This window comes from Paenibacillus ginsengarvi, from assembly GCF_003626695.1.
In the GTDB taxonomy this organism is placed as follows: Bacteria; Bacillota; Bacilli; order Paenibacillales; family NBRC-103111; genus Paenibacillus_AB; species Paenibacillus_AB ginsengarvi.
The window spans coordinates 13,835-30,371 of the sequence record NZ_RBAH01000036.1 but is presented as its reverse complement, the minus strand read 5'-3'; the positions used below and the strand labels follow the sequence as shown (position 1 = coordinate 30,371).

The window sequence follows — 16,537 nt, the reverse complement described above, 5'->3', positions numbered from 1 at the left end:
GGTTGCCTCACTTTCGAAGTTAGAAGTGTTTGAAGTACGATTGTATGGCTGGCTTATATGCAATAATCGTTTACAGGAGGCTGAAATTTAACTTTTGTTTGTCTGCCCATAGTATGTTACTGCTCCCAAATTCTTATACGGGAGACAAGAAAAGATGAAGACGCCCGAAAAACGGACGTCTCGATCGACAAAAATAAATGTTGAATTACTTGGCCGCAGGCTGCGTCAAATTCGGTGCGGACGTGTCCCCTGCCGGTGCCGGAGCGGCTTTCGGCAGCTTGTCCGTCTCGATTTTCTCGATAATGCCCGGCAAATCTTTCTCGATATAATCGGATACCTGCTGCTCGGCCAGTTCGGATTTGATTTGTTCCTTCATCTCGTCCAGCGTTTTATTCGAGCGGGTTTCCACCTTCATGACATGATAGCCAAACTCGGTTTCCACCGGATCGCTGATCTTGCCGATCGGCAGTTCGATCGCGGCTTTTTTGAAATTTTCGACCCAATCGCCGACGCTGGCGTTTTCGTATTTCCCGCCGTTGTCCTTGGAGCCGCCGTCATCCGAATACTCTTTGGCGATAGCCGCAAAATCGGCGCCGCCATCCAGCTTCGTCTTAACTTCCTGAGCCCGCTTGAGCGCCTCATCCTTCGTGCGGATTTCTTTCTCCTGATTCGCGTCCTTCAAGGACACGAGAACGTGGCTAACTGTAGCGATCGTATAGGCGTTAGCCTTCGAATTTTCGTCATATTTCGTTTTCACTTGATCGTCCGTTACTTTTTTCTCGGCGTCGCCAAGTACGACCAGGCTTTTCAAAATATAATCCTTGATGTCGTCCTGCGTCAAATTCGCGGCCTTGAGCTGCGTGTCGAACGCATTTTTGTCGCCCTGCTGCGCGAAGTAGTTTTTGATCTGATCGATCTGATCCTTCGTCTTCGCTTCGGCGTCTTTCTTAGAGGCGGCGTCAGCCTTGTCGCCCAGCACCTTGAAGGCGATGAGCTGCTTCATCATATAATCCTGGAACGTAGGATCGGTTTCGAACTGCGCGTACATCGGATTGAAAAATTTAACGGAGCCGACGAACGAATTGTACTCTCCCTTGGTCACTTTGCCGTCCTTGTAAGTGGCGACGACTTCGGTGCTTCCGGCAGCCGCTCCGCTATTCTTATCTTTACCGCATCCGGTCAAAGCCACCGCCGCTACGACGACAGCCGCCAGGATAACGGACAACCGGCGCTTCGTCTTACTGCGGTTAGTTGGCAACATGGCGTAATTCTCCTTTCGATTTTAAAGCCTCCTTGTATTGTACCAGAAAACGCTCCAGCATTTCGATGGATGCTTCTGGCTTGAGACCCTTGCACTTCATCTGGATGATGATCTGCGGACCCGAAATCAGCTTGATTCGGCCTTCGTACTGCGTTGATAACGCATGAAGCCGCTGACCGTCCAGATTGCCGTTTTCGCTCGAGTGGATCTTGAGCTGAATATCGTCCCCCTTTTGCGAAATCGACTCTATTGCATATTCGGACCCGTACACTTTCAAACGGGCAACGGCTAGCAGGTTGAGTACCGCCTGAGGCAAAGTTCCGAATCGATCCTCGATCTCTTCGTACATGTCACCTGCTTCTTCCAGCGACTTGATATTCGCCACTTTCTTGTAAATCTCTATCTTCTGCATACTATCATAAATATAATCGGACGGTAAGTAAGCGTCAAATGTAAGGTCGATTTGTGTCATCGGCACGACCTTCACTTCCGGCTTCTCGCCGTGCAGCTCCGCCTTCCGTTTGGCGATTTCTTCGCCCAGCATCTGGGTGTACAGGTCAAAGCCGACCGAAGCGATAAAACCGTGCTGCTCCGCTCCCAGCAAATTGCCTGCGCCGCGGATCGTGAGGTCGCGCATCGCTATTTTGAAGCCGGAGCCAAGCTCGGTGAACTCCTTGATCGCTTGCAGCCGCTTCTCCGCCACTTCGGTGAGCACCTTATCCCGCTGATACGTAAAATACGCATAGGCGATCCGATTCGAGCGCCCAACGCGGCCGCGCAGCTGATACAGCTGGGACAACCCCATTTTGTCGGCGTCGTGTACGATCAGCGTGTTCACGTTCGGAATATCGACGCCCGTCTCGATAATGCTCGTGCTGACAAGAACATCGTATTCCCCGTCCAGGAAGTCGAGAATCGTTTTCTCCAGCTCCTGCTCGGACATTTGCCCGTGGGCCACGCCAACCTTCGCGTCCGGAACGAGGAACGAAATTTGTTCGGCGATCTGGTTGATCCCCTGCACCCGGTTATACAAATAATACACTTGTCCGTTTCTCGCCAGCTCCCGCTCGATTGCTTCGCGAACAAGCGCATTGCTGTGCTCGACGACATACGTCTGTACCGGAAAGCGGTTTTCCGGCGGCGTTTCGATAACCGACAAGTCTCTGACGCCCAGCATCGACATATGCAGCGTACGCGGAATCGGCGTCGCGGTCAGCGTCAATACGTCCACATTCGTTTTCAGACGCTTCAGCTTTTCCTTATGCGATACCCCGAACCGCTGCTCCTCGTCCACGATGAGCAATCCCAAATCTTTGAACACGAGATCCGTGGACAAGAGCCGATGCGTGCCGATGACGATATCGACCGCGCCCGCTTTGACCCCCTTGATCGTATCCTTTTGCTCCTTCTGCGAACGGAATCGGCTCAGTACCTTGATGTTCAGCGGATAATCCGCAAACCGCTCCCGGAACGTCTCATAGTGCTGCTGGGCGAGTATTGTCGTCGGCACTAGCACCGCTACCTGCTTGCTGTCGATCGCCGCCTTGAATGCCGCACGGACTGCAACCTCCGTCTTACCGTATCCGACGTCCCCACATAGTAAACGATCCATAGGCCGCGGAAGTTCCATATCTTTTTTGATTTCTTCAATCGCGCGCAGCTGATCCGGCGTTTCATCATACGGGAACATCCCTTCGAATTCCTGCTGATACGTCGAATCCTTGTTGAAGGCATAACCGGCGGCAACCTGCCGGTCCGCGTACAGCTTGATGAGATCGTCGGCGATATCCTGCACAGTGCTGCGCACTTTGTTTTTGACCTTGACCCAATCGGCGCCGCCGAGCTTGTAGATTTTCGGCTCTTTTTCCTCGGAGCCTACGTATTTCTGAATCAAGTCGATCTGATCGATCGGCACCGACAGCTTATCGCCGCCGGCGTACAAAACGTGCATGTAATCTTTATGAATGCCGCCGACTTCCAGCGTGCCGATGCCGACATATTTGCCGATGCCGTGGTTGACATGGACGACGTAGTCGCCAACTTTCAGTTCGCTGTAGCTTTTGATCCGTTCGGCATTATCAATTTTTTTGTCGATCTTGCGCACCTTGCGGTTTTTCTGCGTAAACATCTCGCCTTCGGTAATCACGACGAGGTGAACCGAGGGCAGCTCGAAGCCGGCCTGCAAATTTCCGTTCAGAATGATCGGCTCTTCGATCTCGTAATCGCTCAGCACCCTGCGCATCCGTTCGACGCGTTCATCCCCGCTTGCGAGCAGCATGACGCGGGCGCCGGTTTTTTTCCACCGCTCCATCTCGGATTTGAGCACATTCATCTGGCCGTGGAAATTTTGCATCGCCCGGCACATGAAGTTGACGACGTTTTGCGGCTGCGTTTGCGGCACCTGACGCAAAAACAAAGAAACGTACAGCGCAGGGAACGCCGTCCGATGCAGAAGCGTTTCGTAAGTTTTGGACATGACAAAACTCGGCAGCGACTTACCCTCCTGCAGCAGGTTCGTCATCCATTCGCCCTCGTCCCGCTCAAGCTGCTTCGCCGTTTCCAGCAGCCGGCTCGGTTCGTCTATGACGAGGACCGCATCCTTCGGCAAGTAATCCATAAGCGTGTGGCGCTCCGGATATAGAAGGCCGACATATTTATACAGCCCTGCGAAAAATTGATGCTCGCGCAGCCGTTCGACCTCATGGCCGATCTCTTCCTTCAGCTTCTCCCGCACCTGGCGGTCGGTCATCCGGGCAAGCTGCTCCTGAAGCAAATCGTAGGCATGCTCCGCTGCGTTTTGAAAGCGTTTTCTTTCGGCGATAAGTTCCTTACACGGCGTCACGACCACCGAGTTTAGTTTGTCGATCGAACGCTGATCGACAGCATCGAAGCTGCGGATCGAATCGACTTCCACATCAAACAGCTCTATCCGGAAAGGCGTATCGGCTGTCAGCGGGTAAAAGTCCAATATGCCCCCGCGCACGCTCAGCTCGCCCTTCGATTCGACGCGCTCGACGCGCTCGTAGCCCAGCTCCACCATGCGCTGCAAGATCGAGTCCAGGTCGACCGTTTCGCCGACGCGAATCTCGAATTGCGCTTCTCGGAAAATGTGGCTTGGCGGCAGCAGCTTGCGCACACCGGCAAACGGAACGATAACGACGCCCCGGAAGCCCGCGGCCAAACGGGTTAAAGCGTCAATACGCTGGCCAAGCGTCTCGGGGCTGGCCACCGCCGCCTCCGTCACCATCAGCTCGTTCGCCGGATACAGCAGTACCTGCTCCTCCGGCAAGCATTCAAGCAAGTCCTCGGTCATTTTCTGCGCCGAAAACATATTGTGAGTGACAACAAAGAGAGGCCGATTCAGTTTTTCCACTAGCGCGGAAATAAAAACTTGCCGCGACGAACCCGCGAGCCCCGAAACGAGCTGCTCGCGCATGCCCGACTCGACGCCGGCAACGATCGATCCAAATTCGCGGTCCTCGGAAAAGGCACGAACCAATGATTGCAACGGTAAACACTCCTTTATAACTAGCCGAGCCAAAAAAAGAGCTGCGGATCGATACCTGTGGGCTGCGTATATTTGTTTCCTTGCTTCGATAAAGCTAGCTCGAACGTCTGTAATGATAAGAAAAGCTTCTAAACGAAGCCCTTTCCACGATGAATGACCCTGCGTAAGCGGTGGCTTTTCTTGGTACAGAAAGTCGCTCTTCGCTTTAGTGCTTTAGCGAAGTTAAACTTTCTGTAGCAATAAGAAAAACGTCTATCGACGTATCTCAAGGATGAGCGACCGCGTTTTAGTGGAAGTTTTTCTTGGTTCAGAAATTCTCATTCACTTTAACGAGGTAATCCATTGTAACGTGCGCTTTAGCGAACTTAAACTTTCTGAAACATTCAAAAAGAAAGCCTAGGCTTAGGGTACCGAGGCTTTACTTCTTTATCCGATCCAAGCTGGATTCATGCTGCGTATGGGCACCGCTATTGAAGCGGATTCGCAACCATATTCAATTCCGGGTGTTCGTCCAGCGCCTTGCGGCAGTAATCGCAAGTAAGCCTGACGAGAATATCCCCGCCCTGGCTATACGTAATTATATCGCTGCGCTCCTCGGGGGTCAAGAAATGGAACCCGAGCTGCGCTTCGCTTACAAGCGCATTGTCGATTTCCCCGAGAGACGTCGCGCAGTGCCTGCACACATATTTTACAGCCATAGTATGCCCTCCCGACCAATCGTATGACTTCCAGACTGCCATCGTTTACTAGTATGAACCAATTCTCGTAAACTTAGCCGCTTGGAGGGCCGGGAAGACCTCGGATCTTCCGCAACATACAATCAGACGTTATACTTCGCCATCGTTTTATCGAAGTTGTTCTCCAGTGAAAACTCCAGCGCCTCTACCGCCCGCTGCACGACATCGGGAAGCGTCTTCGTCTCTTCCTTCGTAAAGTCGGCAAGCACGTAGTCGACGATGCTGTAGCCGGGAGTCGGGCGGGATACGCCGACCCGAATGCGGTTGAACGACTGCGTGCCGGCATGGGCAATAATCGATTTGATCCCGTTATGCCCTCCCGCGCTGCCTTGATAACGCAGCCGGATTTGCCCGAAAGGGGTATCCATGTCATCATATACGATTATAAGATCCTCGAGCGATGCCTTATAAAAATCCATGAACGCCCGCATCGATTCGCCCGACAAGTTCATATAGGTCATCGGCTTCAGCACATATACTTTCTCGCCTTTGACGTGGCCTTCGCCCATAACCGCTTTAAATTTGTGCTGGGTTACCGAAATGCCCCACTGCTCGGCCGCTCGGTCCATCACCATAAATCCGACATTATGGCGATTATGCTGATAAGCCGTTCCGGGATTGCCGAGACCGATTATCCACTTCATACGATTCGTTTCCTTCCCAAAAAAAATTTTGCGTCCGATGCAACGAAACGGCCCAGTCAGTTGTCTTAGCTAGTAAAATCCAATAAAGCGAGGATGGGCCTAATATGTATTCTAACGGTGATCGTATTTCAGAAGACAACCATTTCAATGATCATATCCAACATCAGGTTCCAGTGCGAATATATTTGGAAAAAAATCATCGGGATATTGGATACGTAGAGCGTGTGACTCATTCGTTTATCAAAGTGAACAGCACTTATTATAACCGAGGCTTGTATACGTTCGTTTCCCGTCCGGGATACTAAAACATTCCCCATAAAGTGAAGCAAGGCTTCACGCACAAGGACAAAGAGGGTTACATTCCATACTGGAACGTAACCCTCTAATCATATACGGATCAGTCGCGCTTGACCGCTTCTCCCTCAGCTTCGGTTCCCTTTGCCTCGGCCGCCTTCTCGCCTTCGTCCTCAGACTCCTCGGTTGCCTTCTGCGGCACGAGGATCGTAGCCAGCACGGAATTTTCGTCCGTCTTCAGCTCAACCTCCGGCGGAAGCTGCAAATCTTTGGCGAGGAAACTTCCTCCCAGCTCAAGTCCGCTTATATCGACCTCGATAGCGCCGGGAAGACGGCTGGGCAAGCAGCGCACTTCCACCTCGTGAAGCAGCGCCGTCAATACCCCGCCCTCGCGCTGGGCCGGCGATTCTCCCGTAAACTCCAGTCCGACCGTAGCCCGGATCGGTTCGTCCATATTGATCTGATGGAAATCGATATGCAGCACGCTGCGCTTCAAGCTGTCCCGCTGAACGCCGTTAATCATGACCGGGAACGCTCCCCTGCCGGGAATGTCCATCTGCACGATCGAGTGCTGGTTGTGTTTCAGCAGCGCATGCAGCTCCTTCTCGTCGATCGCGATCGGAGTGCTTGCTACCTTCTTGCCGTATACAACGCCGGGCACCTTCCCGCGCTCCCGCATTTGATTCAATTCGGATTTCGTTACGTTGCCGTCCCGGCTCTCCGCTTTTAATGTCGTCTTCATCACTCGATTCCCTCCTGACAAGATGGCTTGGCGGCTTTCCGGAATGAAGAAGAAAGCGAACCTATTCCATGTTAATTTACCCATCTTGAGGAGGAACGAAACATCAAGTCGATTTTTTGTTTTCTTTCTGCGTCTTGAATCGGTTGCGAAGCTTCTCCGCATAGCCGGCTTTATTCGTTTGCCGTTCGCGGGCGATGGCTACATCGTTATCCGGCACATCGTTCGTAATCGTTGAACCGGCTACGAGAAAAGCGCCCTTACCGATCGTGACAGGAGCGATCAGATTGACGTTGCTGCCAACGAATGCATCATCCCCGATGACGGTTTTGTGTTTATTGAAGCCGTCATAGTTAACGGTGATCGAACCGCAGCCAACGTTTACGTTTTTGCCTACAGTGGCGTCGCCTATATAACTTAAGTGCGATACTTTGACGCCTTCATCCAGGAACGAATTTTTGATTTCCACGAAATCGCCGATCTTCACGTTGCCGGCCAGCTTCGCGCCCGGACGAAGGTAAGCGAAAGGCCCTACCGTGCAGTTGTCGCCAACCGTAGCTTCCGCAAGAACGGAATGTTTGATTTCGACGCCGTCACCGATGGTCGAATCCGCGATCTCACTGTTTGGCCCAACCATGCAGTCTTGACCGATTACGGTATTCCCGCGCAAAACCGTCCCCGGATACAAAACCGTATCCGCTCCGATACGCACCTCTTTTTCGATATACGTATTCGCCGGATCGATCACGGTGACGCCATTCCTCATATGTTCTTGGTTAATGCGCTCCCGCATATATTTTTCCGCTTCCGACAAAGCGACGCGATCGTTCACGCCGATCCACTCGGAAGGATCGCTCGTACAATACGCAAGCACCTTCTCGCCCTGCGCCCGCAAAATACCGATGACATCGGTAAAATAATACTCGTTCTGGGCGTTATGGTTCGTCACCTTCTCCAGCGCGGCAAACAGCTTGCGATTGTCGAAGACGTAGGTGCCCGCGTTAATTTCGCGGATTGCATCCTCTTCGGCCGTACAATCTTTCTGCTCCACGATCCGCTCGACGTCGCCCTGACCGCTGCGGACAATACGTCCGTACCCGCGGGGAACATCCAGATCCGCGCTCATCAGCGTCGCAGCGGCCCCTTGCTCCCGGTGCAGCCCAATCATCGCCTCCAGCGAGTCGGGCCGTATAAGCGGCGTATCACCGCATATAACGACAGTAATGCCATCCTCTTCGCCAAGCTGCGGCTTCGCCATAGCAACGGCATGCCCCGTTCCGAGCTGCTCCGCCTGAAGCGCGAATTCGGCACGATTCCCAAGATAAGCCTGAACGGCCTCCGCTCCGTGTCCGACGATAACGACCTTGCGATCTACCTGCACCGCATCCAGCACATCCAGCACATGACCGACCATCGGCTTGCCGCATACCGGATGGAGAACTTTGTACAGCTTCGATTTCATCCTCTTCCCTTGACCTGCTGCCAGTACAATACCATATAATTGCATTAAGATTTACCTCCTCGGTCTAAGCGCAAAAGCTTCCTTGCAAACTAAAACACCGGTTCCTCCGACTATAACGCAATTTTATTCAAAAGAAAAGAGAGCCGAAAGTCAGGCTCTCTTCACTGTCTCATTAATTCAGGCTCCTTCTTCGATAACTTCTTCCTCGCTGGAAACCCGGTCATACTCGGCCAGAACGGCCGCTTGAATTTTCTCGCGCGTGGTGGACGAAATCGGATGCGCGATATCGCGGAACTCGCCATCCGGGGTCCGTTTACTCGGCATGGCCACGAACATCCCGTTGTTTCCGTCGATGACTCGAATGTCGTGAACGACAAATTCGTTGTCAATCGTTATGGAAGCAATCGCTTTCATCCTTCCCTCGGAATTTACCCGGCGAAGACGTACATCAGTAATCTGCATTGTGTTCACCACCTTTTGACTATGCCAGACTTGGTGTATACTTCCACATCACAATGCAGATTCCTCCTAGTTTTTTCCGAAAAAATTACATTTTTTAAATTTAATTTTGCTTTTTAAACGTTTTCGACAGCTTTCGCTGCGATCAGTTCAATTTCGACAAGCACATCTCTAGGCAACCGCGCCACTTCAACGGTCGACCGTGCCGGCTTGTGGTCTCCAAAGTACGAAGCGTATATTTGATTGACGGCCGTAAATTGGTTCATGTCCTTGATGAACACCGTTGCCTTCACCACACTACTCAGCGTCGCTCCCGCTTGCTCTAATACTGCGGTCAAATTGCGGAACACTTGATGGGTTTGCTCTTCGATACCGCCCTCTACAAGCTGGCCGCTTTCGTTCAGCGGTATTTGCCCCGAAGTAAAGATTAGATTGCCGAGCGTTACGGCTTGCGAATACGGCCCGATCGCCGCAGGTGCTTTTCTTGTCGATACGATTTCGATGGTCATGGTATAAGCCTCCCGTTTCATTTCAAGTCCAGCTGAAAATAACTGCCGGGCAGCACGGTCGTCTGCTTCGTCTTAGGGTCAACACCGGTTAGCTTGGCAATGGACACATAATCCTCGATCAGATGCTCGTCCACTTCCGCCGATTCCACGAATACCCCGACTCCCTGAACCGTCGCCCTGAACTCCCGCAGCAGGTCAATCATGCCCTGAATCGTGCCGCCCGCCCGCATGAAGTCGTCGATAATAAGTACATTGGACTGCTCCTTAAGCGACCTGCGTCCGAGGGACATGGTCGATATACGCTTGGTCGACCCGGATACGTAGTTGATGCTTACCGCCGAGCCTTCCGTAACCCGATTGTCCCGCCTTACGATCACCACCGGCAAGTTTAATAACGTTGCCGCAGCGTAGGCCAGCGGTATGCCCTTCGTCTCGACCGTCATGACAACATCGAGCGGCTTGTCCGCGAAGGCGGTCGCGAACATTTTGCCGACCTCATTCACGAGAGCCGGCTGGCCAAGCATATCGCTCATGTACAAATATCCGCCCGGCAGCACCCGCTCGGGTTGCTCCAACTGCTGCCTGATATCGTTCAAGATGGCAAGCGACACCGCTTTGGAAATTTTCGGCGTGTATCTGACTCCGCCCGCCGCTCCGGCGAGCGTCTGAAGTTCGCCTAGCCCTTCCTCCTCGAACGCCTCTTTGATAATCGCCAAATCTTCGCTGATCGACGACTTGGCCGAGGCGTACCGTTCCGCAAACAAGGTAAGCGGTATTAAGGTGTGGGGGCGGCACAGCAAATACTGCGTCATTTCCACCAATCGGGCACTTCGTTTTAATTTTTTCACGCGCCTCTCCCCCCACAACCGCGAATTTCCGAATAATATAAACAGAATATATCATTTTCATACGGGTTTTCGCAACCGCTTACGGCAATAGACGCACCGCGTACACATCTTTGCAAAAACCGCGCAGCCCGTTATAGATCCGGGCGACTTTGGATTGCTTCTGCACAAGTCCGAATACGGTCGGACCGCTGCCCGACATCATAGCCCCGTCGGCACCCAGCCGGAGCATAAGCTCCTTAATCTGTTTCACTTCCGGATAATGCCGGATCGTGACGTCCTCGAGCACATTGCCCATCGCCGCGCACACGTCCGCAAACCGCTTGTCCCTTATCGCACGTTGCATATCAGCCGTAGACGGGTGCTGTGCAATCGCCCCTGCTTGCAGACGTCCGTATATCTCCTGCGTCGAGACATGGATCGGCGGCTTGGCCAAAATCACCCAGCACTGCGGCGGCCCCTCGATCGGCTCCAGCTTCTCTCCGCGGCCGCGGGCGATCGCCGTCCCTCCCGTGACGCAGAACGGAACGTCCGAGCCGAGTTCCGCCCCTAGCTTCTGCAGCTCCTCGGTCCCGATGTTCAGCTTCCAGAGCCGGTTCAGGCCGCGCAGCGCAGCTGCCGCGTCACTGCTTCCGCCCGCCAGACCGGCCGCCACCGGAATCCTTTTATCTAAATGAATATAGACGCCGCTTCGGACGTCATAACGTTCTTTGATGAGCCTTGCGGCCTGAAACGCCAAATTTTTCTCATCGAGCGGAATGTAGCCAGCCTGACTGGATATGATGATCGTATCGCGCGGCAGCTCCTGCATCTCCAGCCGGTCCGCCAGATCGATCATCGTCATGACCATTTCCACTTCGTGATAGCCGTCCTCCCGCTTGCGCAGGACGTCGAGCAGCAAATTGATTTTCGCCGGTGCCTTTTCGTATATTTTCATAATTCACAACCTTTACCGAAGCGATAGCTTACCATATTATATCAAACGGCATAAAGAAAAGCTAAAGCAGACAAGCTGCTCTAGCTTTCGAGGTTCAGAGCCCGTTACGGACGCTCTCCTTACCGCTGCGGGTTCTGGTTCGCCAGTTGCTGCTCCGCAAGCTGGATCGCGCGTTTCACCATATTGCCGGCGTCTTTGGCGCGAATGCCGCCCCATCCTTCCTGCTGAACCGTGTTATAAAAACCCAAGTCTTTGGCAAGCTCGTCTTTGAACTGCTCCGACATGACTCCGCGTCTTCTGCGACTCATGTGAACCAAGCCTCCTTATACCCGTATTCGGTTTTGTTGTGCGGGATTATAGCTTAGTATGCGAAAAAAGCGGCGAAATGATGCGTTTCGCCGCCGGTACACGTTATGGTTAATGTTGAATATAGGTGATCCGGACTTGTCCTTCGTCCTGGCACACGGTCACTTCCACCGATTCGGTCAAAATGTCCGCATAGCTATAAGACACCCGTTTGAACGCATGCTGGTCTTGATCCAGCTTTACGATAAAGACGGAAGGGTAGGTTTCTTCCAAAACCCCGGAGCGTTCGATCGTCTTGCGGCGACCTCCGTTTGCTCGCAACATGATTTTCTGCCCGACATGGGCTTCCAAACTGCGTTTGATTTCCAACAGCGCATTTTTAGCCATTGTGAGCTACCACCTCTTTCCTTGTCTATTATAACTCATCCAGAGGTAGTATGTCAAATTAAACTAAATATTATATCAACCAAACAAACTTATTGTCAACGCCTTTTCTGCTGCCTTTTTTCGATTTTTTTGAACTTTCTCCCCCTTAACATTCACAAAACGTTCATTTTTTATCCATTTACAAAAAAACAAAAGAAAAAATCCCCAGATGGCGTTTCGATTTGGCCATAATTGGGTTAAAAAGAAAAAAGCACCCTAAAGTGCTTATGATCTAAAACAAAAGAAAAAAAGCACCTCGCGGCACTTTTCAAGTAGCAGGTTGCGGAGCTTTCAGCCTGGGCAATCCCAGCCGGTAGCTGCCGCGCGTCTCCACGCCGCCAACGCCTTCATACCCGCTTATTGTATTGCGGATCACATCCGCAACGTTGACCGTCTCCCGTACGGACGTGAAGGCCGTCTTGATGGCGATGCACGAAGGATCAAGCGCGTGTATGAGCACCCGGGCCGGCGAGCTGGCAAAATTGGCTCCCGCCCGCAGTAGCGCTTCAAAATGCGACTGACAGGCGCCTGCGATCACTGTAAGCGAATCCAAATTGCGATCGTACTGCCGCGCCGCATAGATGGCGTTAACGAAGTTATGCGAGTTTTTGTAGCTGCTTATATCGCTTATGTCGCGATCCTTAATATGCTTCAGTATGCCGTCGTGGCCGGTAATCACCACAATATCCGGCCTTGCCTGCGGCAATAATGTGTACAAGGCATGCGCCATATTCGCTTCCGTAACGAAATAGCCTTCCGCCGGAACGTGAAATTCTCCGTACAGTGCCATGCTCTTGCGCAAATAAGTCGGATCTCCGTCCAAATGCAGCACTTTACCGGGTACTTCAAAATAGGCGTGAGGTATTTGTTCCGTACCGCCAAGCTCCGTTTGCCGCTTCTCCCGCTGCCACATTTGATAGCGGGCCAGCTCGCGCAGCGAATCGTTCACCTTCATCTGCGAATAATGCTGCTGAAGCGGTCTAGTACCTTGAACCGGCTGCAAATCCGTAATCGGCGAATCGGCGAGCAGCCGATAATCGACGCCCTTCAGCACTGCACGAGTCGCTTCAAGAGCGGCGATCTTAAAGATGACGTCTCCGCCATAAGACCTCCGAACGACCAGTTCTCCTTGCTCCATCCTACAATCGCCTCCCTCGACTATCTTATGGGCGATTGTAACGTTTGGTGCGTGTTACCGCTGCTGCTGGCGATAAGCCAGGATGGCGTTCGCAAGGCTGGCATATTCGGCAATGCTGAGCGTTTCGCCCCTCCGCTGCGGTTCGATTCCGCACGAGGCGAGTATGGCCTCCATAGCGGGCTTCGACGCTTTGTCGAACAGACTCGCGAGCAGATTGTTCGATATCGTCTTGCGGCGCTGGGCGAAGCAGGCATGAACCACTTCGAAAAACAACGCTTCGTCCTCCACCTGAACGGGCGGAGTCTCCCTCAGCTTCAGCCGGATAACGGCGGAGTCGACATTCGGCTGCGGGATGAATACGGTCGGAGGCACAATCGCCACGATATCCGGCTCGGCGTAATACTGGACGGCAATGCTCAAGCTTCCGTACTCTTTGCCGCCGGGACGCGCCGACATTCGTTCGGCCACTTCCCGCTGAATCATGACCACGATGTATTCGAGCGGCAGCTTCTGTTCGAGCAGCTTCATAATAATCGGAGTCGTCACGTAATAGGGCAAATTCGCCACCACGCTGACTTTGGAGCATTCCGCAAAATGCTCGCGCCACAGCTTATCCAGATCGAGCTTCAGCACATCGCCGTGAACGACGGAGGCGTGCGGGTAGGCCGATAGCGTCTCCTCAAGAATCGGCAGCAGCCGTCCGTCGATCTCAACAGCTACGACCTTGCCCGCCACCTTGGCGAGCTGCTGCGTCAGCGCGCCGATGCCCGGCCCGATCTCGAGCGCTCCTTTATCGGTGCTTAAGTTGGCGCTGGCGGCGATTTTGTGCAAAATGTTCGCATCGGTCAAGAAGTTTTGCCCGAGGCTTTTTTTGAGCGTGAATCCGTGCTTCTGAATGACTTCCTTTGTCCGTTTCGGACTGGCCACATCAAGTAGCTTGTTATCCGTCATGACGTGCTCCCACCTTCCAGCAAGGCGGTCATTTGCTTGTACGCCCTGGCGAATTCTTCGTGCCCGATTCGAAACATCCGGCATCGCTTATAAAATTGCTTTCCGTTACAGTAGCCGATCCCGAGCAGCTTGCCCATCTCGAGCCGACGCGCGGCGGCCTGGGGATGGACAAGCAGTCCCGCGTTCATCAGATCGTCCATCGTAATGTCAGACGGTTCATCCGCTCCCGGCTCCATCTCGGTCCGCACGCTGGCTAGCGCCCGAACGATCGCCTCCCTGGAGGCGTTCTCGACGCCGATATCGGCTTTGCGCGTCGCTTCCTCCTGCGTCAAAAAGGCGTGCTTGCACCCGGGCACGCGGGCCGAAATAATTTTGCGTATCCGCTCGCCGGCATGGTCCGGATCGGTAAAAATGATGACGCCTCTGCGCTGCTGTGCAATAGCGATGCGCCGCAGCACGTCTTCACCAATGGCGGAGCCGCCCGTTTCGATCGTTTCCGCCTCTACCGCCCTGCGGATGGCGACCGTATCGTCGCGGCCTTCGACAACAATGATTTCCTGTATCATACATTCTTCCTTTCAGCACGAACAAAAAGAAGAGGGCTCGCCTCTTCTTTTGCTAAAGTCACCTATTTACAATATACCCGAGCCCCTCTGTTCTAATCAACGGATTTTTACAGACGGAGACCTCGGAAACCGTCAATTAACAGACGGTTTTTCTTTGCCGATAATGTACACCTTGTAGCCCCGCTTCAAGCCGAAACGTTTGGCGTAATCAGGGTTCTCGAAATAAACGTCGATAATGTTCCCTTTGATCGCGCTTCCGGTATCCTCGGCGCGGCGCAAGCCGATCCCCTCGATATAAACCCACCAGCCGATCGGTATGACTTTCGGATCGACCGCAATCGTCCGGCCTTCGCTCACCTTCGTTCCGGAGAAGGTCATGCCGTACTGCGGATGTTCGCTAGTCTTGCCTGTGGATGCGGCATCGATGGAGTACGCCGTAAGCGTTACATTGTTCAAAATCTCCTTGTAGGCAAACGTGACTCCGTTTTTCGTCACCTCGTCAACATTCGGAGATGCCGCCGACAAAACGACAACCGGGCTTTTCGTTCCGAGCGCGACGATCTGGCTGACGCTCTCCTGTTCCACTTTCATATCGACGACGGTTTCGGTGATTAACTGGCCGTCCTCGAACACCTTCTCGATTTTTTTGGACAGAACGCCTTCTATGCCGGCCGTCACGACCTGCTCCTTGCCCTTGAGCAAGTTCGGATCGTTCTGCTTCACCGTGTCGAACGGAATCGACTCGGTTTGATCCTCGATCAGCTTCTGAACGCGCACGATCTGGATCGGCGTATGAGCCGCGATCGGTTCTTCCTTAGCCGGACTCAGCTTATCCATCTCGCCTAGCTCCACATTAAGCGCTGCAAGTGCGCCCTCCACCGTCTTCGCTACGGTGTAATGCGTTTCCGTTTTGCCGTCGGCCGTCAGCTCGATCGGAACGGCACGCTCGACGACGAACGTGTCGCCATGCCTCAGCTTCGCATCCAGACTCGCCGACACTTTATCGTACTGGCCTACGGCTACTCCATGCTCCGCGAGTACGGCGGACAGCGTCGACTCCCTTGTCTTGACCTGTTTCAATTCTCCGCCGACGACCAGCTGGATTTGTTTGATTGATATTCCGTACAAAAGCAGTGCAAACATGACTGCCATCACGATCGAAAACAAAGCGCTTAGTAGGATCCTACGCAAGTTTTCATGCTTCCATCGCATTGCGAAAGACATGCTGGATGATCGTTTTACATGGGTTTCTCCGCCTGGAATAACGCCCACTTCTGCGGTCCTCCTTCATCAGTTCTCGCCGTCGAGTGTTACGCATGACTAGATTGACGCGACCTGGTTCATTTTGAATGATTCGCTTCGCCATCGGTCTGATACATGTCAGGGCTGTGTGTATGACGACTGTGCCTGAATAGTCCGTTCAGGATATTTTCGGAAAATTCCGAAAATAAAAAGCCGCGGATGAAGAGGTACTCTTCTCGCGGCAGTAAATCAATGCTCATCCCAGTTCAGGGTGTGGCATCCTTTGCCCGACAATCGTGCCTCTCTCTTCACGCTTACGAGGTTAGCTGACGGGTTCGGACGCGAGAGTCGCCCTATTTAGCTGCAGGCTGCAGGTAACAGCCCCAGCTAAAATTCACCCCATGTAACTTGGTTCCCCCGTTTCCCTTACGGAAACTCAGCGATAGGTAGTCGATGGCGGTATTTACGTTTCGAATCATTATGATCGTAATATTAAAGCCTTATGAAAAACCT

The 16,537-nt window shown here is 53.0% G+C and carries 16 protein-coding genes and 1 riboswitch; all 16 genes read right to left on the bottom strand.

Features of this window, described 5'->3' with window-relative positions; translation table 11 throughout:
- Positions 1-205 precede the first annotated feature (205 nt).
- The 16 genes from D7M11_RS32040 to D7M11_RS31960 all read right to left on the bottom strand — a co-directional run bounded on the left by D7M11_RS32040 (position 206) and on the right by D7M11_RS31960 (position 15,973).
- Entirely contained in the window at positions 206-1,261 is a 1,056-nt protein-coding gene (locus tag D7M11_RS32040) for a peptidylprolyl isomerase (protein WP_120751364.1), read from the bottom strand.
- Complete coding sequence (mfd, locus tag D7M11_RS32035; protein WP_120751363.1) at positions 1,248-4,769, bottom strand: transcription-repair coupling factor; 3,522 nt, start codon at positions 4,767-4,769, stop codon at positions 1,248-1,250. The genes D7M11_RS32040 and mfd overlap by 14 nt, the downstream gene beginning before the upstream one ends.
- A gap of 467 nt (positions 4,770-5,236) precedes the next feature.
- Positions 5,237-5,467 carry an anti-sigma-F factor Fin gene (locus D7M11_RS32030; protein WP_120751362.1) on the bottom strand — a complete coding sequence of 77 codons (231 nt, stop codon included), beginning with the start codon at positions 5,465-5,467 and terminating at the stop codon, positions 5,237-5,239.
- Positions 5,468-5,589: 122 nt separating this feature from the next.
- On the bottom strand, positions 5,590-6,150 hold the full coding sequence (gene pth / locus D7M11_RS32025; RefSeq protein ID WP_120751361.1) for an aminoacyl-tRNA hydrolase: 561 nt from the start codon (positions 6,148-6,150) through the stop codon (positions 5,590-5,592).
- A gap of 397 nt (positions 6,151-6,547) precedes the next feature.
- Complete coding sequence (locus D7M11_RS32015; RefSeq protein WP_120751359.1) at positions 6,548-7,186, bottom strand: 50S ribosomal protein L25; 639 nt, start codon at positions 7,184-7,186, stop codon at positions 6,548-6,550.
- A 103-nt stretch (positions 7,187-7,289) separates the two neighbouring features.
- Positions 7,290-8,690, bottom strand: coding sequence for a bifunctional UDP-N-acetylglucosamine diphosphorylase/glucosamine-1-phosphate N-acetyltransferase GlmU (gene glmU, locus D7M11_RS32010; RefSeq protein WP_120751358.1), 1,401 nt, complete (start codon positions 8,688-8,690; stop codon positions 7,290-7,292).
- A 132-nt stretch (positions 8,691-8,822) separates the two neighbouring features.
- Complete coding sequence (gene spoVG / locus D7M11_RS32005) at positions 8,823-9,107, bottom strand: septation regulator SpoVG (protein ID WP_110843786.1); 285 nt, start codon at positions 9,105-9,107, stop codon at positions 8,823-8,825.
- A gap of 113 nt (positions 9,108-9,220) precedes the next feature.
- Positions 9,221-9,613, bottom strand: coding sequence for a RidA family protein (locus D7M11_RS32000; protein WP_120751357.1), 393 nt, complete (start codon positions 9,611-9,613; stop codon positions 9,221-9,223).
- Between the two features lie 17 nt (positions 9,614-9,630).
- Positions 9,631-10,461 (bottom strand): pur operon repressor, encoded by an 831-nt coding sequence (gene purR / locus D7M11_RS31995; RefSeq protein ID WP_120751356.1) that lies wholly within the window; start codon positions 10,459-10,461, stop codon positions 9,631-9,633.
- Between the two features lie 79 nt (positions 10,462-10,540).
- Complete coding sequence (ispE, locus tag D7M11_RS31990) at positions 10,541-11,395, bottom strand: 4-(cytidine 5'-diphospho)-2-C-methyl-D-erythritol kinase (RefSeq protein WP_120751355.1); 855 nt, start codon at positions 11,393-11,395, stop codon at positions 10,541-10,543.
- A gap of 119 nt (positions 11,396-11,514) precedes the next feature.
- The gene (locus D7M11_RS31985; protein ID WP_120751354.1) at positions 11,515-11,703 is read right to left on the bottom strand and encodes a small, acid-soluble spore protein, alpha/beta type; all 189 of its coding nucleotides are present in this window, start codon (positions 11,701-11,703) and stop codon (positions 11,515-11,517) included.
- 109 nt (positions 11,704-11,812) lie between these two features.
- Positions 11,813-12,088, bottom strand: coding sequence for a biofilm formation stimulator Veg (gene veg, locus D7M11_RS31980; protein WP_110843831.1), 276 nt, complete (start codon positions 12,086-12,088; stop codon positions 11,813-11,815).
- A 307-nt stretch (positions 12,089-12,395) separates the two neighbouring features.
- The gene (gene yabG / locus D7M11_RS31975) at positions 12,396-13,265 is read right to left on the bottom strand and encodes a sporulation peptidase YabG (RefSeq protein WP_120751353.1); all 870 of its coding nucleotides are present in this window, start codon (positions 13,263-13,265) and stop codon (positions 12,396-12,398) included.
- Between the two features lie 54 nt (positions 13,266-13,319).
- Entirely contained in the window at positions 13,320-14,216 is an 897-nt protein-coding gene (gene rsmA, locus D7M11_RS31970) for a 16S rRNA (adenine(1518)-N(6)/adenine(1519)-N(6))-dimethyltransferase RsmA (RefSeq protein ID WP_120751352.1), read from the bottom strand.
- Positions 14,213-14,782, bottom strand: coding sequence for a ribonuclease M5 (gene rnmV, locus D7M11_RS31965; protein ID WP_120751351.1), 570 nt, complete (start codon positions 14,780-14,782; stop codon positions 14,213-14,215). Before rnmV ends, rsmA begins: the two co-directional genes overlap by 4 nt.
- A gap of 132 nt (positions 14,783-14,914) precedes the next feature.
- The gene (locus D7M11_RS31960; protein WP_338042525.1) at positions 14,915-15,973 is read right to left on the bottom strand and encodes a ubiquitin-like domain-containing protein; all 1,059 of its coding nucleotides are present in this window, start codon (positions 15,971-15,973) and stop codon (positions 14,915-14,917) included.
- 348 nt (positions 15,974-16,321) lie between these two features.
- Positions 16,322-16,476: riboswitch (cyclic di-AMP (ydaO/yuaA leader) on the bottom strand.
- Positions 16,477-16,537 lie beyond the last annotated feature (61 nt).